Raw genomic sequence first — 26,430 nt, forward strand, 5'->3', positions numbered from 1 at the left:
TTGTGGATAAGTTTAGCAAGATAGTTTCATTCATAAGAGATACATTCAATAAACCTGAAGGTTTTATCCCATTGCATGAGCCAACCTTTATTGGCAACGAAAAAAAGTATATCAGCGAATGCATCGATACGACATTTGTGTCTAGCGTTGGTAAATTCGTTGACCGATTTGAAGAGATGGTTGCAGAGTATACTGGAGCAAAAAAGGCTGTTGTATGCGTTAATGGAACAAATGCACTTCATCTTGCATTGCAGCTGGTTGGTGTTCAAGCAGGAGATGAGGTTATAACACAGCCATTAACATTTATCGCTACAGCAAATGCAATTTCTTATGCTAATGCACACCCTGTTTTTATTGATGTCGATTTAGATACCATGGGGCTTTCTCCTGTGAAAATGGAAGAATGGCTTGTTCTCAATGCAGAGGTAAAGGAAGATGGTTGCTATAATAAGATAACTCAACGTCGTATTAAGGCGTGTGTTCCAATGCATACTTTTGGGCATCCTGTTCATTTAGATGAGCTAGTTGATCTTTGTAATAGGTATATGATTGAGCTAGTAGAAGATGCTGCAGAAAGTATTGGTAGCTACTATAAAGGTAAGCATACTGGAACTTTTGGAAAAGTTGGAATTCTCAGCTTCAACGGGAATAAAACCATTACTACAGGTGGTGGGGGGATGCTGCTTTTTACTGATGAAGAGTTAGGAAAGTATGCAAAACATATTACAACACAGGCAAAAGTGCCTCATCCTTGGGAGTTTGTTCACGATCATATTGGATACAACTATCGTATGCCAAATATTAATGCGGCTTTAGGTTGTGCGCAAATGGAAAGTCTTCCCCTATTTATTGAGAAAAAACGTGAAGTTGCATCTTTGTATAATGAATTCTTTTCTTCATTGGGTATTAGGTTTGCTATTGAGCCTAAAGGAACACAAAGTAACTATTGGCTTTGCGCTATAATTCTAGAGAATAAAGAAGAAAGAGATGCATTCCTTAAGTTCTCGAATGAGAATGGAGTTATGACTCGCCCAATATGGCGATTGATGAATAAGTTGTCGATGTTCGAAAATTGCCAATGTGGCGATCTTTCTAATGCAGAGTGGTTGGAAGATCGTGTCGTAAATGTTACAAGTACTGTAAAGCTATGAGACCTTTAATTCTTGTTGGCGGAGGTGGTCACTGTAAATCGGTGATTGATGTTGCTGAACAAGCGGGTTTTGAAATTCACGGGATTCTCGATTTGCCTGAGAATATTGGGGAATCAATTTTAAACTATTCAATAATTGGATCAGATGATAAAATTATTGATTATGTTAATGATTTTGATTTTGTTGTGACTGTTGGGCAGATAAAGAATCCTGACTTACGAAAAAGAATTCATAGAAAAATACTAGAAGCGGGGGGGCAACTGCGTACCGTTATTTCACCAAAGTCGCATGTTTCGAATTATTCGAAAGTAGAGGATGGCACGGTTGTACTGCATAATTCGGTTATTAATGCGGATGCTTCAATTGGCTTTGGATGTATTATCAATACTCTTTCGAATGTTGAACACGATGTAACAATTGGCGATTTTTGTCACATTTCAACAGGCGCAATGGTTAATGGTGGTTGTATAATTGGCAATGATTGCTTTGTTGGTAGTCAATCAGTTTTGGCTCATGGCGTTAAAGTTGTTGATGGCTGTATAATTTCGGCAGGTTCATTTTTACATAAGTCACTAGCCATCCGTGGTGTCTACTTTGGTAATCCTGCTAAGTTGATTAAAAGATTATGATGGGGAAGCATAAGACATTAGTTATTGCCGAAGCTGGCGTTAATCATAATGGTAGTTTTGAATTGGCTAAACGATTAGTTGATGCTGCGGCTAATGCAGGTGCTGATTATGTCAAATTTCAGACGTTTAAAGCTGAAAAACTTGTAACAGTAACAGCCTCCAAAGCTGATTACCAAAAGGAAAATACAAATAAGAACAATGAGTCGCAATTGGAAATGTTGCGTAAGTTGGAGCTTTCTTTTGATGATTTTATTCTGCTATCTGAATATTGCAAAGAGAAAAATATAGGATTTCTTTCAACTCCTTTCGATCTCGAAACAATAAATTTTTTAGAACCTCTGATTCCTTTTTTTAAAGTACCATCAGGCGAAATAACTAACTATCCATATTTAAAAAGAATAGCTTTATTAGGTAAGCCTGTTATTTTCTCGACAGGGATGTGTACAGTTGAGGACATCCGAAATGCTTTGAATGTATTAACGGCTAATGGACTTTCGAAATCTGATATTTCTGTACTTCACTGCAATACCGAATATCCGACACCAATGCAAGATGTGAATTTGAATGCAATGGTTTCTATTCGTGAAGAATTTGGTGTCAATGTAGGTTATTCTGATCACACATTAGGAATAGAGGTTCCTATTGCAGCTGTCGCTTTAGGTGCTAAAATAATTGAAAAGCACTTTACCTTGGATAAGAATATGGAAGGTCCAGATCATATTGCTTCTTTAGATCCTTTAGAACTATCAGAAATGATTTTTGCTATTAGAAATATCGAAAAAGCAATGGGTACAGGTATAAAAGAGCCTTCTGAATCGGAACTGAAGAATATTAGTGTTGCCCGAAAAAGCATAGTTGCCTCTAAAGCGATATATAAGGGTGAGGTGTTTAGCGAGTTTAATCTAGCTGCAAAACGGCCAGGAACTGGCATTTCGCCTATGAAATGGGAATTTGTTATTGGGAAAGAGGCAACGAGAGATTATATGCCTGATGAACTAATTGATGAGGATTATCTTTAAATGAATAAAAGAAAAATCTGTGTAGTTACAGGCACTAGGGCTGAGTATGGGTTGCTAAGTAAATTGATGAAGATGATTCAGGAAGATGCTGAATTAGAACTTCAAATTATAGTAACTAATATGCATCTTAGTTCAAACTATGGGAGTACATATAAGGAGATAGAAGCAGATGGTTTTAGTATTAGTAAAAAGATTGATATACTGAAATTTGGAAATAGCAATGTAGGTGTTGCACAATCAACAGGTTTGGCAGTATCAGAGTTTGCAAAGGCATTTGAAGAGTTGGCTCCTAATTTGATTCTTATACTAGGCGATAGGTATGAGATGTTGGCAGTTGCTGTTGCTGCATTGTTTATAAGGATACCCATCGCTCACTTACATGGAGGAGAGCTAACAGAAGGCGCGATTGATGATGCCATACGTCATTCTATAACTAAAATGAGTCACATACATTTTACCTCTACCGAAGCTTATAGAAATCGTGTTATCCAATTAGGGGAGAATCCTGATCGTGTCTTTAATGTAGGTGCCATAGGAATAGACAATATTAAGCATTCAAATTTTCTTGCTAAGGAAGAGTTTGAAAAGTCGATAGATTTTAAGTTAGGTAAGCTTACATTCTTAGTTACCTATCATCCGGCAACTCTTGATCGTATATGTTCTGAAGCGGCAGTTGATAATTTGCTTCAAGCGCTTGATAGATTTCCTGATGCAACGATCATATTTACAAAACCTAATTCTGATGCCGATAGCTATATTATTTCTAAGATGATAGATGCTTACGCTATAGCTAATGGTGACCGATGTAAAGTTTTTACATCATTAGGTCATTTACGATACTTATCAGCTCTTAAGTATGTTGATGTTGTAATAGGTAACTCATCAAGCGGAATACTTGAGGTTCCAAGTTTTGGGATTCCTACCGTAAATATTGGTAATCGTCAAAAAGGAAGGATTGCTGCTCAAAGTGTCTTGAACTGTAATGTTACTAGTGAAGATATTACTAATGCTATTAGCAATGCAATCGGTTTGGCTAAGGATAGACGCTTAAAAGATGTTGAAAACCCTTACGAAAAGGATGAAACAGCTGCTACTATTATGAAAACTCTTAAGGAGTTAGAATTGGATAATCTTACCGTAAAGAAATTCTACGATATATGCTAGACTATAGTAAATATATTATCAATCGAGATTTTACAGTACGTGGTGCTTTGATAAAGTTAAACGCACTCTCAAATGATGTACTGACACTATTTGTATTAGATGAAGGTAGGTTGGTAGGTACACTTACGGATGGTGATGCTAGAAGAGGATTAATAAATGGAGTTCAATTGACTGATAGTGTGGATAAGATTATGAAAAAGGATTTTAGTTATCTCAAGGATGATGAAAATCCTTTTCTACGTCAAGTCGACTTTCGGAATAGAAGCATTCAGTTATTACCAAGCATTAATGAAAAAGGTGAAATCGTAAAGATATACAACCTAAAGAAGTTAAAAGCAATACTTCCTATTGATGCTGTTTTAATGGCAGGGGGTAAGGGAGAGCGTTTACGACCTTTGACAGAAACAACACCTAAACCATTGCTTAAAGTAGGAGATAAAGCTATTATAGACTACAATATTGAAAGCTTACTGCTAAATGGTGTTGAAAACATTAGCGTTACCGTAAACTATTTGGCAGATCAACTCGAAGAACACTTCGCAAATCCGAAGCAAGGGGTGAAGGTAAAGTGTGTACGAGAACCTAGATTTTACGGTACCATGGGTGCAGTTAAACTGGTTGATGGATTTAAGCATGATGTGGTGTTGATTATGAATTCAGATTTATTCACCAATATAGATTTGTCCGATTTTTATAGGCATTTTCTAGAAAAGGATGCAGATATGTCTGTAGCTTCTGTTCCCTATACTGTAAATATACCATTTGGCATATTTGAGCTGGATGGTAGGAATATCACATCGTTAAAAGAGAAACCTACCTATAACTACTACGCTAATTCGGGTATATATCTTATAAAGAAGGATCTTCTTAATTTAATTCCTACCGATCAGTGTTTTAATGCAACCGATATGATAGAGTTGTTGATTAGTAAAAAGAAGAATGTTATTAGGTATCCGCTTCTTGGATATTGGGTTGATATTGGACGGCATGAAGATTTCAATAGGGTTCAAGATTATGTTAAACACTTACACTTTCAATAATGTTGAATGAAAAAAAAATACTTGCAATTATACCTGCAAGAGGTGGTAGTAAGGGAGTGCCCGGGAAAAATATTAAAAATTTATTAGGGAAACCCTTAATTACTTGGACAATTGATGTGTTAAAATTGTCCAAGTATATAGATAGAATATTCGTATCTACGGATAGTAAAGAAATTAGAAATATTGCCGTTAATAATGAGATTGAAGTACCTTTCTTGCGAAATGAGTTATTGGCAAAAGATAATTCATTAGTAATCGATGCTGTTATTGAAGCAATTGATTATTTTTCTTCTATTGGAGAAATGTATGATATTGTATTATTATTTGAGCCAACTTCTCCTATGAGAAATGTAGAATTGGTTGATGAAGCAATAACCATATTGAAAGAAAATACTGAGATTGATTCTATTGCAACTTTTTCTGAGATAGAATTGCCTCTTGAAAGAATTTGGTTAATCGAAAATAATTCTCCGCGATTAATGTCTCAGAGCAATAATGCTTTTAAGCCACGACAGCAATTGTCGGTTGCGTATAAATTGAATGGGTTATTATATGGAATACGTGTAAATGTATTGAAAAGTATGGCTAAACCTCAAATAATAACAGATAATGTATTTCCTTTAATTACAAAAAGAGATATTTCAACTGATATTGATGATATGTCTGATTTTGAGTATATAGAATTTTTAATGTCAAAAAATGAAAACAATTTTAATAACAGGGGGTAGTAGTGGAGTTGGAAAAACTCTTGTTGAGTACTTTTCTAACCAATACAAAGTAATAACTATTGCTAGACGTGTTGAAGAAATGCGTAGTGCTTTTTCAAATAATCCCAATGTTGACATATACAAAGCCGATTTAGCTTCTATGTCAGATTTGTGTGATGTATTGAATGAAATAACTAAAAAATATCAAAGAGTTGATTGTATTATTAACAATGCAGGTATAATGCATAAAGGAGATGTAGAGCTAGTGTCTACTGATGATTTAATGAAATCTATAACGGTAAATGCAATATCTCCTATAGAAATTGTAAAATTCTTTCTTCCAGGAATGAAAAAAAACAATTTTGGAAGAATCATAAATCTAACGTCAGGTGCTCCTTTAAACTGTTTTAAAGGTGTTGGTGCATATAGTGCATCTAAATCTATTTTAAATACTTTAACCGTAACCTTGGCAAAAGAAATGATGGAGTATGATATAAAAATAAATCTAATGAGCCCAGGACCTGTTAAAAGTGAGATGGCACCTGATGCTTTGTTAGAACCATCAATTTGTATTCCTACAGTTGAATACTTATTAAATGAAGTAGCTGATACGGGGAAATTTTACTGGTTGGGATATGAAATTCCTCTTTCTCCTGATCTTGAAGGTATAGATTGGCTTAATGGTATTGCAAGTGATAGATTTAATAAAATCTTGTAAAGTGAAAAAAATTGGAATAATTGGATATAACGATGGCAATGGTCATCCATATTCTTTTTCGGCAATAATTAATGGATACGATAAGGATTATATGAGCCATTGTCCATATAAAACCATATATAATTATTTGCAAAAAAGGAATGAAAATGAATTTGGGATAGGTAATTTGCGAGTAACTCACGTTTGGACGCCTTCTGAGAAAGTATCTATCGATATTTCTAAATGTACTTATATCGATAATATTGTAGATAAGTATGAGGATATGGCTGGTCAAGTTGATGCTGTTATTATAGCAAGGGATGACGTAGAATCTCATTTCAAAATTGCCTCATTCTTTCTAGAAAGAGGAACACCAGTTTTTATTGATAAACCATTGTGTATTTCTTTTACCGAGTTAGATTATTATAAACCATTTCTAGAAAATGGTTTATTAATGTCCTGTTCGGGTTTACGTTATAAGGATGAAATAGTAACGAGTTTTGATGGTGAATTGGATAAAAATGACATTATATATGCAAATGCTTTTACTTTGCTAGATTGGAATAAATATGGAATACATGTTTTAGAAGGTGTTACACCTTTGTTGGGAAGTGATATTGTTAACGTTGAAAATCTCAATGGAAAAAATCATTATATTGTTAAAGTTACTTACTCTTCTGGTAAATATTTGTTGATTCAATTACATACAGATGTTTCCATTGGTCTTAAATCGTATATCTATACAAGCAATCAGGAATTTAAGGTAGTCTTTGATGATAATTTTTCTTGCTTTAAGAGGATGTTGGAAGGTTTTAACACAATGCTTATAACTGGGAAATCTCCGATACCATCATACGAAACTGTTTCAATAATAAAATCTTTAATAAGGGGTAGAAATGAAAAATAAGATAATAATTATTACAGGGGGAATGGGGCTAATTGGAAAAGAAATAGTAAATAATATCAAAAGGAAAGGGGGATTGCCAATAATTGTAGATATTAATGTTGATACAAATTTAGAAAATGGTATAATTAATATAGACATCACTAATGATAATGATATTAATAAAGGAATTGACGCTATTATTGATCATTTTGGTAGGATTGATGGTTTAGTTAATAATGCATATCCAAGAACAAGTGATTGGGGAAATAGATTTGAACTTATAGAGCCCAATTCTTGGAGAAAAAATATAGATATGCAGTTGAATAGTTACTTTGTGATTAGTCAGAAAGTATTAAAACAGATGGCATTACAAGGGTTTGGTTCTATCGTTAATATAGCATCTATTTACGGTGTTGTAGGCAACGATTTTACGCTATATGAAGAATATGGAGGTACCTCTCCAGCTGCTTACTCTGCCATAAAGGGTGGATTAATTAATTTTACTCGATATCTTGCTTCGTATTATGGCAGGAAAGGTATTCGAGTTAACAGTGTATCACCTGGTGGCATTTTTGATAATCAACACCATTCATTTGTTTCAAGGTATGAAGCAAAGGTTCCAATGGGGAGGTTAGGTAGACCTGACGATATTGCCCCTGCTGTATCATTTTTGCTTTCAGATGAAGCAAAATACATTACTGGACAAAATTTGATTGTTGATGGAGGTTGGACTTGTATCTAGTAATTACTCAGGACTTCTGTATTGCATCTAAGTGATTTAACGTTGAAATTACGGATGTAGAAGTAAAGCCGAGTTTACTCGGAAGTTAAACCGAAGTTAAACGGTATTTTGAAATAGCAGAGAAGTAGAAAGCCAATGTGTATTTGGCGTAAGCCATTTCGTATTACTTCTGTTTAACTTCCGTCTATTCCCGTTTAACTTCTAGTATAAGTTCTCTTGACGAGTAAATGTTTAAAATCAACAAAAAAAGACCTGAGTAGTTACTGTATCTAATAATATATGAAAAAAAAATATTTGATTTTAGTAAATGCCGCTTTCAAAATGGGGCATTTTCATAAAGCTTTAGGTGATAAACTGCAGAAGGAAGGGTGTGAGATCGTTTATGCTTTTGCAGATAAGTTACCTATGTATACCGAAAATATAGATTTTTCAGGGCAGCAAGTTTATGTGTTTTCTGAATTTTTTAAAGAAAATTTTAAAAACATATCAGTTGATGAAAAATATTACAATATTAACATTAATAAACTATTCTTTTCTGACTACGATAGAAATATAGTTTATTCTAGCATGAAATTTAAGGGTAATGATTATTATAAAAGTTTAATGTGTAACTTAATTAATTTTTTTGATTATATTTACAAGAGACATAATGTTGATATCTGTATTTATGAAAGTATTTCTAATAGTTTTGCGTATGCTGCTTTTGAAGTTTTAAAACTCAATGGTGTTCGGTATTGTGGATATGCCGGTTGTAGATTAAAGAATAGATTTGAATTATATACTGAAGAGTTTGGATCTGTCGGAGTTTTTAAAGAAAAATTTAACAAAATCAACATTGGCGATATTGATCCAGTTGATTTAAAATATATTGATAATTATTTATCTCAATATTCAGATCAAGATAGTTTGCCATCATATCATCCTAAAAACACTTCTCTTGATTGGAATTTTTCAATTTTTAAAAGATACTTCGATCGTAGTAAAATTCGATTGATTACAGGTGCGATAAAATATTCTATTTTTGAAAGACAATATATATACTACTCTTATCAGAATGATAATCCTTTGATTGAGTTGATGAGACACTTTTTAAAGCAATTAAAAAAGCAAGTGAATATCAGAGTTGCAGATAAGTATTTTAGTGAGATTGATTATAAAGATTCCTACTATTTATATCCTCAGCATTTTAAGCCTGAGGCTTCTACTTCTGTTTTAGCACGCCATTTTTGTGATGATATAAATGTTATCCGGAACATAGCATTTAACTTACCTTTTGGGAAATTGTTGTATGTTAAAGAACATTTTGTGAATTTTGGAAGAATGAAAAATTCATATTATAAAGAATTAAGGAGTATACCTAATGTAAAATTGATATCGCACAATGCAAATACTAAAGATTTAATTAAGAATGCTGATGGGGTTATTACTTTAACAAGTACAGTTGGCTTTGAGGCATTATTAATGAATAAGCCTGTTTTTATTTTTGGTGAAACCTTCTATAAAGCGCATCCAAATTGTGTTAAATTAAATAATTACGAAGAATTGTTTAATATATTGAAAAATACAAAAGTAACTATTAGTAATGAAGTTAATCAAAAATTTATTGCTGCATATTTAAGAATATCATATGAAGGGAATATATACTATAGCCTTTCCAATCAGTATAAAGATAGCCAATTTGTAGATCCATTTATTAATGCTATAAATGAAAAATTTAGTTCTTAAGTTATCGAGAAGCAATCTAGTTCGATATCTAGGTTTGGGATATATTAGTGCTTTTCTAAATGTAATATTGAACCTGCTTTTAATAAAGTTATTAGATATAAGTTCTTTTGGTAAAGTTACTTTAGGTAAGTCAATGTTCCAATCATTTGACTTTTCGCATTTGGGTGTTCGATATGGTCTTGATCGATATTTGCCTCATTGTAAAGAATTAAAAGAAAGTTCAGAGATATTTACAATAGGTTTTGTATTTTCAACATTATTTTCTTTGTTCTTTGTTCTGTTTTGGTTTTTTTATGATGTTAGTAATGTTGCTTTTTATAGTTTTTTTTATATATCAGGTGTCTTTTATTCAATAGTTACAATATATCGAATATATTATAGAGCAGAGGATGATAAAACATCTTTTGTCAGTATTTCTTTTTATGCAACTATAATTCCTTTAATATTTCAGATTGTTGGAGTCTATTTGTTTGGTTTGTATGGTTTTATAACGTCTCATTTAGTTTCTTATTTATTTTCCTATTTGATCTGTTATTTTTGGTACGATATTAAAATTATTAAGTTAACTAAGGAATCTTTAAATGTTTTGTTAAAACTACTAAAGAGTGGATATTTAGTATTTATTTCTTCTATTGTTAGTTTTTTGGCTTCTACAGGGGATAGGTTTTTTATTGCTAAATATTGGGGTCTTGAATTTTTAGGTGTATTTGGTGTTGTAATGTTCTTTTTTAGTGTTTTTTCTTTGTTATCGGTCAATTATACTGAGTTGATTATGAATAAAATTATTTTAAAAAAATCATTTAAATATGTAATTAGACAAGCTTTATTTTTAGTTTCATTTGTCTTTGTTTTTACTGTATTAGCATTTTTTATATTGCCTTTTTTTATAGACTTATTTATTCCAAAATATACTAATTGTATTAATGATATTAGGTTAATATTAATAGGTGTCATACCATATTCTTTTTTACCTATATTAAATTCATATTTACACGCCATTGATAAAAGGGAAATTCTTTTAGGTGTCAATATTATTTCAACAAGTATTTATTTTATTATACTATTTTTTTTGTTAAAAGGAGTGTGCTCTTTGGAATTTTTAATTTATTTGAAAATTGCAAGTTTCTTCTTGTTGATGTTGTTGACTTTAATATCTTCTTTTATTTGTTCAAAGAGAGTTAATTAGTATGAGCCTTTTGTTGTTATTTTTTGCATTATTATTTTTTGCATTTTATTATTATTATACACGTGATGTTTTGAACCCTTGTTCTTCGTTTCTTTTTATATGGTATTTGACGAGTTCAATTTCAAGTATTGATTATAATGATTTTATGGCACCTTGGTCTTCTGAAATGTTTTTAGTAGTTATTGTTAGCGGTATTTCCTTTTGGATTGGATCATTATTTTTTCTAAACAAAGTTAGTACGAAATGTTTAACAATAAGTGAAGTGTCAAGTACGTATACTATTATTATAAGATTGTTGTTTGTTATTTGTTTTGGAACCACAATAGTTGAATGGTTAAATGGAGGAGGGCAAATATCTTTATTTGTAAGTAATATAAATGGAGATGTTAAATCGCAAATGGATGGAGATATACCAGGGATTCATTATGGTACCATATTTTTCCCATATATTGCAGTTCTTACATATTTTCGGTATATTAATTCTGAGAAGAAGCAATTCTTAGATTTATTGATAATACTTATTGTCGTTTCTACTTCGTTGTTGTTTAAAATGTCTAGAGGTGACATGATGATATATATATTTTCTTTTTTGTTTATTTATACCAGATATTATAAAATAAATTTCAGAAAAATTATTTTTATTCTAGCAATATTTATAACTGTAGTTGTTGGAGGTATGTTGTTACGTGTTTCAAGTGGGTCTATTGTTATGAATACTACATCAAATCCTTATTTTAGTATATTTTACAGTTATATTGCTACATGTTATGCAAATCTTAATGATTTTATTAATCAAAATAATTCTTATCATTTTCTTGGAAATGCTACTTTTGCACCCTTTTGGACTTTAATTGGCATGAAAGAACATTTTCAAGTTGTCTCAACAACACAGTTAAATATGTTTAATGCAGTCCCTTATGTATATGGATTTTATCATGATTATAAATATTTAGGGATAGTCTTTTTCCCTTTTACTTTAGGTGTAGTTATATCAGTATTTTATTTTAATGCAAGTTTTGGGCGTAATTATTGGATCTTAATGATTGCCGTTTTGCAAAAGGCAATATTTAACTCCTTTTTTGGGAATTATTTTTCAGGCGAACTTGTTAATTTATTTCCTTATATTGTAATTTTCTTTTTGGTTTTATTTGTAATGAATTATAGATTTGTTGTTCCTGTTGTTGAATTTAAAATTAACAATAAAAAAAATAACTTTAATGGCAATTATACTACAAATATCAATTGAAGTTAATAGTGGTTCTGTTGGTCGAATTGCAGAACAAATTGGTCTTGAGGTTCTCGCAAGAGGTTGGGTGAGTTATGTAACCTATGCTAGAAATAATTTGCCTAGCAGATCAATTACATTAAAAATTGGGAATAAATATAATATTTACTGGCATGGTTTAAAAACTCGTATCTTTGATAATCATTGTTTAGAATCAAAATCTGCTACTAAAAAATTGATTTCTAATATTGAACAAATTAGACCAGATATCATTCATCTTCATCATATTCATGGCTATTTTATAAATATGAAGATTTTGTTTGAATATCTTCAGAGTTGTGATATCCCTATTGTCTGGACATTCCATGACTGTTGGGCATTTACTGGTCATTGTGCACATTATGAGTTTATTGGTTGTGAGAAGTGGAAGACTGGATGTTTTTCTTGTGAGCAGAAGAAGGAGTATCCTGCTAGTTATTTTATAGACAGATCTAAAACTAATTATCTTCAAAAAAGAGCGTTGTTTAATTCACTTTCTAATTTGACGATTGTTCCTGTTTCTAACTGGCTAAAAACACAAGTAGAGCAGTCGTTTTTAAACAAGAATAATGTTGAGGTTATACATAATGGAATTGATATTGATCTATTTAAACCGATATTTGATAGTCATATATATAGCAAATACAAAATTACTAATAGAACAATTGTACTTGGAGTTGCAAGTAAATGGGATAACAAAAAAGGATTCGAAGAGTTTTTTAAATTAAATATGATTATAAAAAGAAGTTATACAATTGTTCTTGTAGGCCTTTCGAAGAGTCAAATTAAAAAACTTCCTGATTCAATTATTGGGATTGAGAGAACTGAAAATGTTTTTGAATTAGCAAAACTTTATTCAATGGCAACAGTTTTTGTAAATCCTACATTTGAAGATACTTTTCCAACTACCAATTTAGAATCTTTAGCTTGTGGTACTCCTGTAATAACATATCGAACAGGAGGGAGTGTAGAGTCTATCTCAGAGGATGTTGGTTTTGTAGTAGAAAAGGGTGATGTTGATGGAATTTGTAAATCTATCGATATTGTGGTAGGTAGAGGAAAAGACGTTTATAGTAAAAAATGCAGGAATAAAGCAGAGATGTTTTATAATAGGACAAATTCTTTCAAAAGGTACATCTCTTTATACGAACAACTTTTGAGTAACAAAAAAAAGCATAATAATGGAATATAAAATCTGTTCAAAATGTGTAATGGACACAACTGATCCAAATATTCATTTCGATGAAAATGGAGTTTGCGATCATTGCCATGATTTCGAAAATAATGTGAAGCCTAACTGGCATACTGATGATAAAGGGACGTATGAGTTAGAAAAGATAATTACTAAAATAAAGGGAAAAGGTATAAATAAGGAATTTGATTGTATTCTTGGTTTAAGTGGTGGAGTGGATAGTTCTTATCTATTACATTTAGCTGTAAAGGAGTTTGGATTACGTCCTCTTGTATTTCATGTTGATGGTGGTTGGAATTCAGAATTGGCCGTTCACAATATCAATGTCATGATTGATAAACTTGGGTTAGATTTATATACCGAGGTTATCAATTGGGAAGAAATGAAGGATTTTCAGTTGGCTTTCTTTAAGTCAGGGGTACCGCACTTAGATATTCCACAAGATCATGCATTTGTTGCTACTCTATACTACTTTGCCGAAAAGCATAAGATTAAGTACATATTAAATGGTGGTAACTTTTCTACTGAGTGTGTGCAGTATCCAATGGAGTGGTTTTACTATGGGACTGATATGTCTCAAATCAATGATATTCGTAAAAGGTTTGGAACAATATCAATGGATACATATCCATTCAGTTCAATATATCGACATAAAATATACTTAAAGTACATAAAAGGTGTTCATGTTGTTAAACCATTAAACTATAGGCCTTTCATTAAAGAGAAGGCGTTGAAGTTGCTAGAAAAAGAATATGGTTGGAAACCATACCCTCAAAAACATTTTGAATCGAGGTTTACAAAGTTTTACGAAGGATATTGGCTGCCTGAACGTTTTGGTTATGATACACGTAAGGTGCAGCTATCCAGTTTGATACTAACTGGTCAAATGACAAGAGAAGAGGCATTGGCTATTTTGAGTAAGCCTGCATATAATCCTGAAACTATTGTTGACGAATTCAACTATATAGCAACAAAACTCGGTATAAGTTCTGAAGAGTTAAGACGATATTTTGAAATGCCTAAAAAGTTCTATTGGGATTATAAAAATCAACAAAATATTTTTAGGTTTGGTGCTAGGGTTATGAATTTGCTTGGAATAGAAAAAGTTGTAAAACGAAAAAAATGATAACTATTGTCGATTATGGATTAGGAAATATCAATGCATTTGTAAATGTATACGATAGGTTGAATATTCCTACTAAAGTTGCAAAAACATCCGAAGATTTAGTTGATGCTCAAAAGATAATTCTTCCTGGAGTTGGCCATTTTGATTATGCTATGAATCGATTAAATGCCTCTGGAATGCGCTCTCAACTTGAATTCTTAGTTATAGAAAGAAATACCCCAATAATGGGGATATGTGTTGGAATGCAAATGCTTGCAAATGATAGTGATGAGGGTGTTGAGAAGGGGTTAGGATGGATTGATGGCCATGTTAGAAAGTTTGATGCTTCTCTAATTCCATATAAGACAAGATTACCTCATATGGGGTGGAATACTATGAAGAAAGTAAAGGAAACACCTTTACTTGAAGGTTTTGATGAAGAAGCGAGGTTTTATTTTTTACACTCTTACTATTTCCAGTGTAATAACGTAAATGATATTATTTCAGAAACAGAATATGGTATTAAGTATGCCAGTGCTGTAAATAGAAATAATATTTACGGGATACAGTTTCATCCTGAAAAGAGCCATTCTAATGGAATAAACCTACTTAAAAATTTTGCGCTTCTTTAGTATGCTACAGCCCAGAATAATACCATGTTTACTTGTTCATAACAAGGGACTTGTTAAAACAACCAAATTTAAAGACCCCAAATATGTGGGAGATCCTATAAATGCGGTAAAAATTTTTAATGAAAAAGAAGTTGATGAATTAATCGTTGTAGATATCGATGCTTCTGTTAAAAATAGTGAGCCTGATTACAACTTAATTGAAAAACTAGCTATAGAATGTCGTATGCCATTATGCTATGGTGGTGGTATTAAAACAGTCGAGCAGGCTCAGCGTATTTTTAGTCTTGGTGTCGAAAAAATAGCAATAAGTTCGCTTGCAATCGAAAATCCTTCTATAATAACAGAACTTGCAGAACGTGTTGGTAGTCAAAGTGTCGTAGTTGTTCTTGATGTAAAGAAAAAAACGTTTAGTTCGAAATACGAGGTTTACATCAATAATGGGAAAAAGTCAACGGGTATAGATCCTATCGTATTTGCTGCTGAATTAGAAAGATTAGGTGCAGGTGAGATTGTAATTAATTCTATAGATCAAGATGGAGTAATGAAGGGATACGACCTGGATTTAATTGATAAAATACGAGATGTAATTTCAATACCCTTAACAGTCCTTGGAGGTGCAGGCTCTATAGAAGATATGGCAGCTGTAATAAAAAAGCATGGGATTATAGGTGTTGCTGCAGGTAGTTTTTTTGTTTTTAAAGGCAAGTTTAGGGCTGTTTTAATAAATTACCCGCTTCCTATTGTAAAGCACGAAATGATTAAAAACAATATAATTTGATATAAATGTTCAAAAATAAAGTTCTACTAATTACTGGTGGGACAGGCTCCTTCGGTAATGCAGTTTTAAAAAGATTTCTAGATACTGATATCAAAGAGATAAGAATCTTTTCGCGCGATGAAAAGAAGCAGGACGATATGCGCCATATGCTTCAGAATCCCAAGGTGAAGTTTTATATTGGAGATGTTCGCGATAAGCGTAGCGTTGATGGTGCAATGCATGGCGTTGATTATATATTTCATGCTGCAGCTTTAAAGCAAGTTCCTTCTTGCGAATTTTTTCCAATGCAAGCTGTTCGTACAAATGTAATTGGGACCGAGAATGTACTGGATTCTGCTATTCAGCATGGAGTGAAGAATGTAGTTGTTTTGTCTACTGATAAGGCTGCCTATCCCATTAATGCAATGGGTATTTCTAAGGCGATGATGGAGAAGGTTGCTATTGCTAAGGCTCGTCAGTTGGGTGAAAATGCAGCGACCACTATTTGTTGCACCCGTTACGGGAATGTAATGGCTAGCCGAGGTTCTGTTATTCCTTTATGGGTTGATCAGATAAAGAGTGAAGGTGAAATTACGGTAACTGATCCCAATATGACTCGCTTTATGATGACATTGGACGATGCGGTTGATTTGGTCCTTTATGCGTTTAAGAATGGGAGTAACGGAGATCTGTTTGTTCAAAAGGCTCCTGCTGCAACTTTGGATGTCTTGGCAGAATCATTAAAACAGCTTTATGCAAAAAGTACACCAGTGCGCGTTATTGGAACGCGACATGGCGAAAAATTGTATGAAACTTTGGTAACTCGAGAAGAGATGGCAAAGTCGGAGGATATGGGAAACTACTTTAGGATTCCAAGCGATAATCGCGATCTCAACTACGACAAGTACTTTAGTGAAGGCGAAGAGGATGTTTCGAAAATTGACGATTATCACTCGCATAATACTACTCGTTTGGATGTGGATGGTATGAAGCAGCTGCTGCTGAAGTTGGAGTTTATATGTGAAGACCTTGGAATAAATTAAAGTGATATCACAGAGTTACACGGAGGTTGCACAGAGTTGCACTGTGAAGTATTTAATGATACTGTGAGACTCTGTGAGAACACTGAGAAACTCTGTGAAATAAGAAAATGGAAGAGATTAAAGTAGTAGAAGGAGGTATTTCGGTAGATGAGCGTGGTGCAATAGCGCATGTCAACAATTTTGATATGAGCGACGTTGAGCGTTTTTACGTTATCCATCAGAGCGATACCTCCGTAATACGTGCTTGGCATGGCCACCAATTCGAGAAAAAGTATTTCTATGCCTTAAAAGGTTCTTTTACAATGGCCTTTGTACGACTAGATAACTGGGAAAATCCTTCTCTAGATTTGAAACCAGAGGTGTATACATTATCAGGTAGCAAAAGCCAAGTTTTGTGTATCCCCGAAGGCTATGCCAATGGGTTAAAAGCCAACGAACCAGATAGTATTCTGATAGTGTATTCCAATAAGATTTTATCAGAAGCGGTTAACGATAGTTGGAGGTACAATAAGGATATGTGGCTAGATTGGAGTAAATATTAATAAATTAAAGATGAGAGTAGGAATAACCGGTCAGGCAGGGTTTGTTGGGACACACCTTTACAACAGCCTTGGACTACAAAGTAGTATAGAAAGAATCCCTTTCGAAGATAGTTACTTTACAAACCGTACAAAACTTAGAGATTTTGTAAGAAGTTGCGATGTAATAGTACATCTGGCAGCAATGAATCGTCACGACGACCCTCAGGTGATATACGATACCAATATTCAGTTGGTAAAGGAGCTAATTGCAGCAATGGAGATTGAAGCGGTTACTCCTCATGTTATATTTTCATCTTCGACCCAAGAGGAGCGAGATAACCTTTATGGCAAATCAAAAAGGGAAGGGCGTGAGCTATTAGAGCAGTGGGCTACCCGTAATAAAGCATCATTTTCAGGACTTGTTGTCCCTAATGTGTATGGACCATTTGGAAAACCATACTACAATTCGTTTATTGCGACCTTTTGTCATCAGTTAACTCATGATGAGCAGCCTCGTATTGACGTGGATGGTAGCGTGAAACTGATTTATGTTGGTTCGCTTTGTGAATTTATTATTAAAATTTTCACAGACTTACAAGGAGGTAAATGCAGGGTTACGCGGGATGAGGTGCCGTATGATTTTGAGATGAAGGTGAGTGAGATATTGGCGAAACTGGAAGTGTATAAGGCTCAATACCTTTTAGATGGAATAATTCCTGTTTTAGATAATATCAATGATGTAAATCTTTTCAACACCTTTCGTTGCTACATCGATAATGAGACGCATTTTCCTGTAAAGTTGGTACAACATGCCGATGCTAGGGGAGTATTTGTGGAAACCGTAAAATTAGGAGTAGGCGGGCAAGTTTCTTTTTCTACTACAGTTCCAGGAATAACCAGAGGGAACCATTACCATACTCGCAAGATTGAACGCTTTACTGTTATAAAGGGAAAAGCGCGTATTCAGCTGCGTAAAATAGGGACTGACGAAGTATTGAACTTTGACCTCGATGGAAAGGAGCCGTCATATGTCGATATGCCAATTTGGTATACTCATAACATTACCAACATTGGAGATGAGGAGCTGTATACCCAATTTTGGATAAACGAGTGGTACAACCCGGAGGATGGGGACACCTACTTCGAAGTTGTGTAGCATTCTTAGTTGCACAGGGTCACACGGTGTTAAGCACAGAGTTTCACGGTGTTTTATTATTTCTAAAAATTAGACTCTGTGAGACACTGTGAAATTACACTGAGGAACTCTGTGAAACTTATGAAATATGCATATAAACGACATAACTCACGAGATTTTAGACTCTGCTTATAAAGTACATACTGCACTTGGTCCTGGGCTTCTGGAATCTGCCTATCAAGCATGTTTGAGCTATGAGTTAAAGAAAAAGGGTTTCAAAGTTGAGTCAGAAAAGCCTCTTCCATTGGTTTATGAAGAGGTAAAGTTAGATTGTGGCTATCGAATTGATTTGCTTGTAGACAATAGAGTTATAATCGAACTGAAAACAGTAGACCAATTTACAGAAGTTCACCAAGCACAAATTCTCACCTATATGAAGCTATCAAAAATCAAGTATGGATTGCTGATTAACTTCAATGTCAAAAGCCTGAAAGAAGGCATTAAACGATTTATCTTATAAAACATTGTGTTACTCTGTGTTTGCCACCGTGTAACTCTGTGAAACAATATTATGAAGAAATTAAAGGTTCTTACCGTTGTGGGCACACGCCCTGAAATAATTCGCTTATCGTGCGTTTTACAAAAATTAGATCAATCCGAAGCAATCGAGCATATTTTAGTCCATACAGGTCAGAATTATGACTATGAGTTGAACGAAGTATTTTTTGAAGATTTAGGTCTCCGTAAGCCCGATCACTTCTTAAATGCTGCAGGAAAGAATGCGACAGAGACTGCTGGTCAAATTTTAATTAATATAGATCCCGTATTAGAACAGGAAAATCCAGACGCTTTTTTGGTGTTGGGCGATACTAATTCTTGTCTTTGTGCAATAGCGGCTAAAAAGCGCCATATTCCGATTTTTCATATGGAAGCAGGTAATCGCTGTTTCGATCAGCGCGTTCCTGAAGAAACCAATAGAAAGATTGTTGATCATATTTCTGACATCAATCTTACTTATAGTGATATTGCTCGTGAGTATCTTTTAGCAGAAGGCTTACGTCCTGATCGAGTAATCAAGACGGGAAGTCCAATGTTTGAGGTTCTAATGAATTACATGCCCAAAATAGAGAAATCGACTATTTTAGATAGCTTGAACCTTACAAAGGGTGAGTACTTTGTTGTATCAGCCCATAGGGAGGAGAACATAGCATCCGAAAAGAATTTCTTTAATCTCGTTGAAGTGCTAAATACTGTTGCGGCAAAATATGGCTTCCCAATTATAGTTTCTACTCATCCGCGTACGCGCAAGATGATTGAGAAGCATGGCATTCAGTTTCACGAAAATGTTCGTTTGATGAAGCCTATGGGGTTAAGTGACTACATTTGCCTACAAATAAACTCAACTGCAGTTCTTTCCGATAGCGGCACAATTTCAGAAGAATCATCCATTCTAAATTTCAGAGCACTCAATATTCGCGAGGCGCACGAGCGTCCCGAGGCAATGGAAGAGGCATCGGTTATGATGGTTGGGTTAAATCCTGAGCGAGTATTGCAGGGATTGGAGCAGCTGAAAAATCAAAATCTCGAAGTAAGAAATTTTAGACCTGTAGCCGACTATTCTATGCCGAATGTGTCGGATAAAGTAGTGAGAATTATATTGTCATATACCGACTATATCAAAAGGGTTGTTTGGAGCGAGTAATGGGTAAGAAGAAAAATATTCTTATTGTAACGCCTCACTTTTATCCCGAGGACTTTAAAGTTAACGATATTGCTTTTGATCTGCAAAAAAGAGGTTTTGGGGTATCTGTTGTAACATGTATCCCGAACTATCCTCAAGGAAAATTCTTTAGCGGATATTCTCTTTTTAAGAAAAGGCGAGAAGCTATTAATGGGGTTAGCGTATACCGAGTGGCTGTTATTCCGAGAGGGAATGGCTCAGGCGTGATGCTAGGTTTGAACTACCTTTCGTATCTAATTACTGCGACCCTAACTTGCTTGTTTTTGGGATTACGACATCGATATTCTCATGTGTTTGTGCATGAAACATCTCCGGTAACAGTCGGTTTACCTGCAATCCTCGTAAAAAAAATACAGCGAATACCCCTGTTTTTTTGGGTGCTAGATTTATGGCCAGAAAGTATAGTTGCTGCAAGTGGACTTAAAAACAAATTTATCCTTAATAAAATAGATAGGCTAGTAAAGTTCATATATCGTAGTTCCAACTTAATTCTTATTAGTTCGAAAGGATTTCAGAAGTCAATATTGGAGAAGGGGGATTTTAGAGATAAAATTGTCTATTTCCCTAATTGGGCCGAAGATATTTTTGTTAAGCCAATAGGTAATGTAGAACTTCCCAGTTTCCCCAAGGGGTTTAATGTAATGTTTGCAGGCAATATTGGCGAAGCTCAAAACTTTGAAGTTGTAATGCAGGCAGCATTACTTACAAAAAGACATAAAGATATTCACTACTGTATTGTTGGGGATGGACGGAAAAGATCATGGGTGGAAGAGTTTGTGAAAAGAAATGAGCTGGAAGATACTGTTCATTTGTATGGTCGTTATCCCATTAGCCACATGCCTGCTTTCTTTGATAAGGCAGATGTTATGCTTCTTCCATTAAAAGATGAACCCATTTTTGCATTAACTGTTCCAGCTAAGCTGCAGGCATATATGGCTTCTAGTAAGGCCGTTGTCGGCTTGATTGCAGGAGAAGGTGCAAACATTATATCGGAGGCTAAATGTGGATTTTGTGTGGAGCCTTCTAATTTCGAAAAACTCGCAGAGGTAATATTACAAGCTTCTATCTTAAGTAAAGATGAATTGAAGACGATGGGAAATAATGGTCGTATTTACTATGATAGTACTTTTATGAAGGATTCTTTATTAAGTAAACTAGAACAGCTGTTTTTATAGCAAGTTTTTACGATATATATCCCATCCGAGCCGCACTAACCTGCGGCTCGGCTTGTTTTATACCCTTTTATGTGTCGTTATTTTATTATTTCCTGTTTAGGTCTCATAAAAAGTTTACCAAACGAAATTGGCGGAGGGAAAATCCTACTGCATGGATATAACTTATAACCGAATGCTACCAATGTTTTTTTTGTGGGAACAAGATGGTGTCAAATCTGCTCAAGCTAAACTTTGGCGGAGTAAAATGGTGAAAGTTGCGCATAAAATTCAATCAAACTTCCAAAAGATGACGCCAAAAAACTTTTTGAGGCCGCAAAAAACTGCAAGATTGTAACGTTTTGTAAAAGATGTAGCCGAAATCATTTTAGATGTTGTTTTACATGCAAAAGATGGAGAAATAAAACGTAAAGTATCGTTGACGAACAAAATGTGCTGCAATTTGTCCGCCAAATCGAATTTAAAAAGCAAAATATGTTCGAATAGAAAGGTTTAGTAAGAATAAGCAAAGCGATGCGCTAATCAAATCTATTTAAATTGTGTTTGTTTTTTTATTTGTTGATATTTAGCGTATTGTGCTTTTATTGCCTTTCTAAAAGCCGCTTTTCTCTGACATTTACCGCCACCTGCTTTTGCAAATTACCCTATTTTACCCGCCTAACGTTTCTTTATAATCTCCTTTACCCGATGAAAAATAGTATCTGTTAACAAAGTAGGCGGATACTGCTAAATAGTGCCAATTTTAATCGGTAGTCGCAAAAAGAGCCCACCAAAATGAACCGAAAAATGGCATATCCAGTTTTATAGTTACGGTTGATCCCAATTCAATGCAGCATGGATGCATTAGTCGGCCAACCACTATTTTGATGAGGTTCGTAATAATTAAAATTTTTTCAAGCCTTATGAATACTAAAGAAAAAAAAATTGAAAGCTTTAAAAAGCCAGTAAAGGTATTGGAAGCCAACTCGGAATTGGCAAATAGGCCAGAGGTTAAGGCTCAGGTTGCAAAAGTTAAGGTGGTTGTCTCCAAAATCGACGAAATTTGTGGCACCCCCGAGGAATCTTCAAAAAGTATTGCCAGCAAAAAAAAGCGCATTCGTGAGGCTATTTTACCTCTTTTAAGCCATGGTATTGCAAAAATTAATGGTCATAAGCTATCCATTGGTGCTGCCATTCCAGCACGATTTATTAAGCAAACGGTTAATTCTCTTAGTGTTTTATCTGAACGCGATTTTATTAACCTTATTCGCGAAGTTAAGGGCTATATAACGACTAATAAAACTGCTTTGGTGGCAATGAGCTACGAGGAGGAGGAGATGGCCATGTTACTTACGCTTATTGATTCATTTCTAGATAATCACGATCGGAAGGAGGTTTCCAAGACATCGGAGCTTGCTCGCGAGGCAATGCTTAGAGCTGAAATAGGTAAGGCAGATCTCGCCATCAAAAACTTGGACATCTTGATGGAGTGCTATAGCCACGAATACCCTGAAACCTACAACTTATATAAGCTAAATAGACAGATAAAGTATTCTTCAGGTCAGCCTGTTAGCGTACTTGGGGTTGTAACCGATGCTTTAACAGGTATACCTGCTCAAAGTGCCACCGTTAAGTTTTATCATCTTAATACCGACGATACCATACGGGCATTTAAGGAAGATCAGGGGATGGTAGATGCAATGACTCCCGTATTGGTTCGAAAAACAACTTTGAATGGGCGTTATAATGTACGGAATTTGGAACCAGGCCGCTATGTGGTGGTTATATCTAAGGCTGGATACGAAACTCAACGAGTTATCATATTTGTAAACTCGAAGGAGACAACACGGTTGACTATTCAGCTGATTAAGGAGGAGTAGATGTTGTTCGATATAAGTAAGGAGGCCTAAAAAGCCTCCTTACTTTTTTTGCAGATGTATTAGCCACCTTTTTTTCTAATGCTATAATAAGCACAAATAGAGATGGTGTAAGTCATAAAAAGTGCGGTTGATACATTTAATACATTATCTATTCAAAAAAATAAGAGATTCTGAGCGTAAAGCTTATTTTTGTGAGCAAATAGACAATCTATTGTGGTATAGAGGGGCTTTCACTCGAAAATAAAAAATTTCTAGCATGGCTAAAATTGCATTAATTACAGGTGTCACGGGTCAGGATGGCGCCTACTTATCAGAGTATTTATTAAAAAAGGGATACATAGTACATGGAATAAAGCGTCGCTCTTCGCTTTTCAATACAGATAGAATCGATCATATCTACCAAGATCCGCATGTTGAAAATAGAAATTTTATTCTTCACTACGGCGACTTGACAGATAGCATGAATATCACCCGAATCATTCAGGAGGTTCAACCCGACGAGATTTACAACCTTGCAGCGATGAGCCATGTGCATGTCAGCTTCGAAACTCCAGAATATGTTGGTAATGCCGATGGCTTGGGTACCCTCCGAATTCTAGAAGCTGTTCGCCTTCTTGGATTAACAGAAAAGACCAGAATTTATCAAGCGTCTACATCCGAGCTTTACGGATTGGTGCAGGCGGTTCCTCAAACCGAAACTACACCGTTTTATCCTCGCTCTCCATACGCGGTTGCTAAGCTTTATGGCTATTGGATTACCGTAAACTATCGCGAAGCTTATAAAATGCATGCAAGCAACGGTATTCTATTCAACCATGAGTCTCCAATTCGTGGAGAAACTTTTGTGACGCGTAAGGTTACGCGCGCAATGAGCCGAATTGCCTTAGGAATGCAAGATCAGATGTATATGGGAAATCTTAGCTCGCAGCGCGATTGGGGGCATGCTAAAGATTACATTAGAGCCATGCACCTTATACTTCAGCAGGATGAGCCTAGCGATTATGTGATTGCTACAGGAATTACGACCTCTATTCGCGAGTTTATTCGGTTGGCAGGCAACGAAGTTGGCTTAACCATCGATTTTCGCGGTGAGGGAGCCGACGAAACGGGCCATTTGGTGGCTGTAGACGAGGCTTTGTTTATCGAAAAGGTTGGCGATAAGTATTTAGATGCCATAAAAAAGCGAATTGAAGCTCAGGAGTCGGTTGTCGCTGTCGATCCTAAATATTTCCGTCCTACCGAGGTAGACTTGCTGATTGGTGATCCAACAAAATCGAAAACCAAGTTGGGCTGGGAGCCTAAATACGATTTAAAAGGATTGGTGGAAGATATGATGCAATCTGACATTAAGCTATTTAAAAAGGATGCCTACTTAATGGAAGGTGGCTACAAGGTAATGAACTACTTTGAATAGCATTATCCACAAATGGGCACAAATATTCACAAATATCTGTACTGAGACTTATTTGTTATGTTCATTTGTGTTTTATGTGAATGATTTGAAGCTGTTAATATGGAAGAGTTTATTTTTCGAGAAGAGTGTTATGAGATTATAGGTTGTGCTATAAAGGTTCATAATGAACTCGGATATGGGTTCCTTGAATCTGTTTATCAGGAAGCATTGGCTCTTGAATTTGATGAAGGTAAAATTCCATATAGCAAGGAAAAGTCTATTGAAATTAAATATAAAGGGATGCTTTTATCTAGAAAATTCATTGCTGATTTTTTGTGTTACGATCAAATTATTGTGGAACTTAAAGCCGTTAATAGCTTGTCTTCGGAGCATTATGCTCAGGTTTTAAACTACTTGAAGGCAACAGGGAAGCGTCTCGGTATTCTAATTAACTTTGGCAGCGAAAGACTTCAGTATAAGCGAATAATACTATAGCAATCCTTTATTCGATCTTAATCGGAAAAAGAATTTGTGTCAATTTGTGAACATTTATGGAGAAAAATTCCAAAATATACGTCGCTGGTCACAAGGGGCTTGTAGGATCAGCAATTTGGAAAAACCTTCAGATGAAGGGATATACCAACTTGATAGGAAAAACTTCATCGGAACTCGATCTTCGCGATCAAAAGGCCGTGGAAGATTTCTTTGCAACTGAAAAGCCAGAGTATGTTTTTTTAGCAGCGGCAAAAGTTGGCGGAATTGTAGCCAACAACACCTATCGTGCCGATTTCATTTACGAAAACCTGCAAATACAGAATAACATTATCCACAACGCCTATAAGCATAATGCCAAAAAGCTTCTGTTTTTAGGAAGCACCTGTATTTACCCTCGCGAGGCCCAGCAGCCAATGACCGAAACCGAATTGCTAACGGCTCCGCTCGAATACACCAACGAACCTTATGCAATTGCAAAGATTGCTGGGATTAAGATGTGCGAGAGCTACAACTTGCAGTATGGAACCAACTTTATTTCGGTAATGCCCACCAACCTTTACGGACCAAACGATAACTTCGATTTGGAGAAGTCTCATGTGCTTCCGGCCATGATTCGTAAAATGCATTTGGGTAAATGCCTGCAGAATAACGATTGGAATGCTTTGCGTGCAGATTTAAGCAAAAGACCGGTTGAAGGGGTAGATGGAAATGCTTCTGAAGGTGATATTCTGTCCGTTTTGGGCAAATACGGAATTGTAAAATCTGACGATTTGTGCTCGGTAGAGTTGTGGGGTACTGGCGCTCCGCTACGCGAGTTTCTTTGGAGCGAAGAGATGGCCGATGCCTGCGTTTTCTGCATGGAGAATGTCAATTTCGCCGATCTTGTTAGCGAAATCCGTAGCAGCTCAAGTAGTTTGCGCGAAGTAAGAAATACGCATATTAATATAGGGACAGGGAAGGAAATAACCATTAAAGATTTGGCCTACCACATTAAGGCGGTTGTTGGCTTTAGTGGCGAAATCGTATTTAATTCCGATAAGCCCGATGGAACTATGCGTAAGCTAACCGATCCCTCTAAGCTGCACACTCTTGGTTGGCATCATAAAATAGAAATAGAGGAAGGCGTACAAAAAATGTATGCGTGGTATTCTGAATAGATTTTTCTGCTGTATTAG

Annotated in this window: 26 protein-coding genes; all 26 read left to right on the top strand. The window is 34.9% G+C overall.

Annotation, left to right across the window (positions count from 1 at the left end):
• Positions 1 to 2 precede the first annotated feature (2 nt).
• The 26 genes from L990_RS04610 (at position 3) to L990_RS04740 (ending at position 26,412) form a co-directional block, all read left to right on the top strand.
• Positions 3 to 1,151 carry a LegC family aminotransferase gene (locus L990_RS04610; RefSeq protein WP_047445986.1) on the top strand — a complete coding sequence of 383 codons (1,149 nt, stop codon included), beginning with the start codon at positions 3 to 5 and terminating at the stop codon, positions 1,149 to 1,151.
• Positions 1,148 to 1,780, top strand: coding sequence for an acetyltransferase (locus L990_RS04615; protein WP_047445988.1), 633 nt, complete (start codon positions 1,148 to 1,150; stop codon positions 1,778 to 1,780). The genes L990_RS04610 and L990_RS04615 overlap by 4 nt, the downstream gene beginning before the upstream one ends.
• Positions 1,777 to 2,799: an N-acetylneuraminate synthase gene (neuB, locus tag L990_RS04620; RefSeq protein ID WP_316932975.1), complete on the top strand. Its 1,023-nt coding sequence runs from the start codon at positions 1,777 to 1,779 to the stop codon at positions 2,797 to 2,799. The genes L990_RS04615 and neuB overlap by 4 nt, the downstream gene beginning before the upstream one ends.
• Positions 2,800 to 3,963, top strand: a complete 1,164-nt coding sequence (gene neuC / locus L990_RS04625; protein ID WP_047445990.1) for a UDP-N-acetylglucosamine 2-epimerase — start codon at positions 2,800 to 2,802, stop codon at positions 3,961 to 3,963.
• The gene (locus tag L990_RS04630; RefSeq protein WP_047445992.1) at positions 3,957 to 5,003 is read left to right on the top strand and encodes a sugar phosphate nucleotidyltransferase; all 1,047 of its coding nucleotides are present in this window, start codon (positions 3,957 to 3,959) and stop codon (positions 5,001 to 5,003) included. Before neuC ends, L990_RS04630 begins: the two co-directional genes overlap by 7 nt.
• Positions 5,003 to 5,731 (top strand): cytidylyltransferase domain-containing protein, encoded by a 729-nt coding sequence (locus L990_RS04635; protein ID WP_047445993.1) that lies wholly within the window; start codon positions 5,003 to 5,005, stop codon positions 5,729 to 5,731. Before L990_RS04630 ends, L990_RS04635 begins: the two co-directional genes overlap by 1 nt.
• On the top strand, positions 5,703 to 6,428 hold the full coding sequence (locus L990_RS04640) for an SDR family NAD(P)-dependent oxidoreductase (protein ID WP_047445995.1): 726 nt from the start codon (positions 5,703 to 5,705) through the stop codon (positions 6,426 to 6,428). Before L990_RS04635 ends, L990_RS04640 begins: the two co-directional genes overlap by 29 nt.
• Before the next feature lies 1 nt (position 6,429).
• Entirely contained in the window at positions 6,430 to 7,314 is an 885-nt protein-coding gene (locus L990_RS04645) for a Gfo/Idh/MocA family oxidoreductase (protein WP_047446146.1), read from the top strand.
• The gene (locus tag L990_RS04650; RefSeq protein ID WP_047445997.1) at positions 7,304 to 8,035 is read left to right on the top strand and encodes an SDR family oxidoreductase; all 732 of its coding nucleotides are present in this window, start codon (positions 7,304 to 7,306) and stop codon (positions 8,033 to 8,035) included. The genes L990_RS04645 and L990_RS04650 overlap by 11 nt, the downstream gene beginning before the upstream one ends.
• Before the next feature lie 279 nt (positions 8,036 to 8,314).
• On the top strand, positions 8,315 to 9,760 hold the full coding sequence (locus L990_RS04655) for a hypothetical protein (protein ID WP_047445998.1): 1,446 nt from the start codon (positions 8,315 to 8,317) through the stop codon (positions 9,758 to 9,760).
• A complete protein-coding gene (locus L990_RS04660) occupies positions 9,741 to 10,946 on the top strand; it encodes a hypothetical protein (protein WP_047446001.1) in 1,206 nt (401 codons plus the stop codon). Before L990_RS04655 ends, L990_RS04660 begins: the two co-directional genes overlap by 20 nt.
• A 1-nt stretch (position 10,947) precedes the next feature.
• Positions 10,948 to 12,192 (top strand): O-antigen polymerase, encoded by a 1,245-nt coding sequence (locus L990_RS04665; protein ID WP_047446003.1) that lies wholly within the window; start codon positions 10,948 to 10,950, stop codon positions 12,190 to 12,192.
• The gene (locus L990_RS04670; protein ID WP_047446005.1) at positions 12,164 to 13,402 is read left to right on the top strand and encodes a glycosyltransferase; all 1,239 of its coding nucleotides are present in this window, start codon (positions 12,164 to 12,166) and stop codon (positions 13,400 to 13,402) included. Before L990_RS04665 ends, L990_RS04670 begins: the two co-directional genes overlap by 29 nt.
• Positions 13,392 to 14,528, top strand: coding sequence for an N-acetyl sugar amidotransferase (locus L990_RS04675; protein WP_047446007.1), 1,137 nt, complete (start codon positions 13,392 to 13,394; stop codon positions 14,526 to 14,528). Before L990_RS04670 ends, L990_RS04675 begins: the two co-directional genes overlap by 11 nt.
• Complete coding sequence (hisH, locus tag L990_RS04680) at positions 14,525 to 15,139, top strand: imidazole glycerol phosphate synthase subunit HisH (protein WP_047446008.1); 615 nt, start codon at positions 14,525 to 14,527, stop codon at positions 15,137 to 15,139. The genes L990_RS04675 and hisH overlap by 4 nt, the downstream gene beginning before the upstream one ends.
• Before the next feature lies 1 nt (position 15,140).
• Entirely contained in the window at positions 15,141 to 15,917 is a 777-nt protein-coding gene (locus tag L990_RS04685; RefSeq protein ID WP_047446010.1) for an AglZ/HisF2 family acetamidino modification protein, read from the top strand.
• A gap of 5 nt (positions 15,918 to 15,922) precedes the next feature.
• Positions 15,923 to 16,939, top strand: a complete 1,017-nt coding sequence (locus L990_RS04690) for a polysaccharide biosynthesis protein (protein ID WP_047446012.1) — start codon at positions 15,923 to 15,925, stop codon at positions 16,937 to 16,939.
• 107 nt (positions 16,940 to 17,046) lie between these two features.
• On the top strand, positions 17,047 to 17,481 hold the full coding sequence (locus L990_RS04695) for a dTDP-4-dehydrorhamnose 3,5-epimerase family protein (RefSeq protein ID WP_047446014.1): 435 nt from the start codon (positions 17,047 to 17,049) through the stop codon (positions 17,479 to 17,481).
• Positions 17,482 to 17,491: 10 nt separating this feature from the next.
• A complete protein-coding gene (locus L990_RS04700) occupies positions 17,492 to 18,616 on the top strand; it encodes an NAD-dependent epimerase/dehydratase family protein (protein WP_047446016.1) in 1,125 nt (374 codons plus the stop codon).
• A 127-nt stretch (positions 18,617 to 18,743) separates the two neighbouring features.
• The gene (locus L990_RS04705; RefSeq protein WP_047446018.1) at positions 18,744 to 19,115 is read left to right on the top strand and encodes a GxxExxY protein; all 372 of its coding nucleotides are present in this window, start codon (positions 18,744 to 18,746) and stop codon (positions 19,113 to 19,115) included.
• 51 nt (positions 19,116 to 19,166) lie between these two features.
• On the top strand, positions 19,167 to 20,297 hold the full coding sequence (gene wecB / locus L990_RS04710; RefSeq protein WP_047446020.1) for a non-hydrolyzing UDP-N-acetylglucosamine 2-epimerase: 1,131 nt from the start codon (positions 19,167 to 19,169) through the stop codon (positions 20,295 to 20,297).
• Positions 20,297 to 21,511 carry a glycosyltransferase family 4 protein gene (locus L990_RS04715; RefSeq protein ID WP_047446022.1) on the top strand — a complete coding sequence of 405 codons (1,215 nt, stop codon included), beginning with the start codon at positions 20,297 to 20,299 and terminating at the stop codon, positions 21,509 to 21,511. Before wecB ends, L990_RS04715 begins: the two co-directional genes overlap by 1 nt.
• Positions 21,512 to 22,410: 899 nt before the next feature.
• Entirely contained in the window at positions 22,411 to 23,367 is a 957-nt protein-coding gene (locus L990_RS04725; RefSeq protein WP_197057236.1) for a carboxypeptidase-like regulatory domain-containing protein, read from the top strand.
• A gap of 256 nt (positions 23,368 to 23,623) precedes the next feature.
• Positions 23,624 to 24,781 carry a GDP-mannose 4,6-dehydratase gene (gmd, locus tag L990_RS04730; protein WP_047446029.1) on the top strand — a complete coding sequence of 386 codons (1,158 nt, stop codon included), beginning with the start codon at positions 23,624 to 23,626 and terminating at the stop codon, positions 24,779 to 24,781.
• 99 nt (positions 24,782 to 24,880) lie between these two features.
• Complete coding sequence (locus L990_RS04735; RefSeq protein WP_047446031.1) at positions 24,881 to 25,255, top strand: GxxExxY protein; 375 nt, start codon at positions 24,881 to 24,883, stop codon at positions 25,253 to 25,255.
• 56 nt (positions 25,256 to 25,311) lie between these two features.
• The gene (locus L990_RS04740; RefSeq protein WP_047446033.1) at positions 25,312 to 26,412 is read left to right on the top strand and encodes a GDP-L-fucose synthase family protein; all 1,101 of its coding nucleotides are present in this window, start codon (positions 25,312 to 25,314) and stop codon (positions 26,410 to 26,412) included.
• The last annotated feature ends 18 nt before the right edge of the window (positions 26,413 to 26,430 follow it).

Origin of the sequence: Alistipes sp. ZOR0009 (assembly GCF_000798815.1) — a bacterium.
In the GTDB taxonomy this organism is placed as follows: Bacteria; Bacteroidota; Bacteroidia; order Bacteroidales; family ZOR0009; genus Acetobacteroides.

Coding starts and splice junctions, on each gene's coding strand:
- L990_RS04615 (WP_047445988.1), top strand. CDS start 1,148: ATGAGACCTTTAATTCTTGTTGGCGGAGGTGGTCACTGTAAATCGGTG.
- neuB (WP_316932975.1), top strand. CDS start 1,777: ATGATGGGGAAGCATAAGACATTAGTTATTGCCGAAGCTGGCGTTAAT.
- neuC (WP_047445990.1), top strand. CDS start 2,800: ATGAATAAAAGAAAAATCTGTGTAGTTACAGGCACTAGGGCTGAGTAT.
- L990_RS04630 (WP_047445992.1), top strand. CDS start 3,957: ATGCTAGACTATAGTAAATATATTATCAATCGAGATTTTACAGTACGT.
- L990_RS04635 (WP_047445993.1), top strand. CDS start 5,003: ATGTTGAATGAAAAAAAAATACTTGCAATTATACCTGCAAGAGGTGGT.
- L990_RS04640 (WP_047445995.1), top strand. CDS start 5,703: ATGAAAACAATTTTAATAACAGGGGGTAGTAGTGGAGTTGGAAAAACT.
- L990_RS04650 (WP_047445997.1), top strand. CDS start 7,304: ATGAAAAATAAGATAATAATTATTACAGGGGGAATGGGGCTAATTGGA.
- L990_RS04655 (WP_047445998.1), top strand. CDS start 8,315: ATGAAAAAAAAATATTTGATTTTAGTAAATGCCGCTTTCAAAATGGGG.
- L990_RS04660 (WP_047446001.1), top strand. CDS start 9,741: ATGAAAAATTTAGTTCTTAAGTTATCGAGAAGCAATCTAGTTCGATAT.
- L990_RS04665 (WP_047446003.1), top strand. CDS start 10,948: ATGAGCCTTTTGTTGTTATTTTTTGCATTATTATTTTTTGCATTTTAT.
- L990_RS04670 (WP_047446005.1), top strand. CDS start 12,164: ATGGCAATTATACTACAAATATCAATTGAAGTTAATAGTGGTTCTGTT.
- L990_RS04675 (WP_047446007.1), top strand. CDS start 13,392: ATGGAATATAAAATCTGTTCAAAATGTGTAATGGACACAACTGATCCA.
- hisH (WP_047446008.1), top strand. CDS start 14,525: ATGATAACTATTGTCGATTATGGATTAGGAAATATCAATGCATTTGTA.
- L990_RS04685 (WP_047446010.1), top strand. CDS start 15,141: ATGCTACAGCCCAGAATAATACCATGTTTACTTGTTCATAACAAGGGA.
- L990_RS04690 (WP_047446012.1), top strand. CDS start 15,923: ATGTTCAAAAATAAAGTTCTACTAATTACTGGTGGGACAGGCTCCTTC.
- L990_RS04695 (WP_047446014.1), top strand. CDS start 17,047: ATGGAAGAGATTAAAGTAGTAGAAGGAGGTATTTCGGTAGATGAGCGT.
- L990_RS04700 (WP_047446016.1), top strand. CDS start 17,492: ATGAGAGTAGGAATAACCGGTCAGGCAGGGTTTGTTGGGACACACCTT.
- L990_RS04705 (WP_047446018.1), top strand. CDS start 18,744: ATGCATATAAACGACATAACTCACGAGATTTTAGACTCTGCTTATAAA.
- wecB (WP_047446020.1), top strand. CDS start 19,167: ATGAAGAAATTAAAGGTTCTTACCGTTGTGGGCACACGCCCTGAAATA.
- L990_RS04715 (WP_047446022.1), top strand. CDS start 20,297: ATGGGTAAGAAGAAAAATATTCTTATTGTAACGCCTCACTTTTATCCC.
- L990_RS04725 (WP_197057236.1), top strand. CDS start 22,411: ATGAATACTAAAGAAAAAAAAATTGAAAGCTTTAAAAAGCCAGTAAAG.
- gmd (WP_047446029.1), top strand. CDS start 23,624: ATGGCTAAAATTGCATTAATTACAGGTGTCACGGGTCAGGATGGCGCC.
- L990_RS04735 (WP_047446031.1), top strand. CDS start 24,881: ATGGAAGAGTTTATTTTTCGAGAAGAGTGTTATGAGATTATAGGTTGT.
- L990_RS04740 (WP_047446033.1), top strand. CDS start 25,312: ATGGAGAAAAATTCCAAAATATACGTCGCTGGTCACAAGGGGCTTGTA.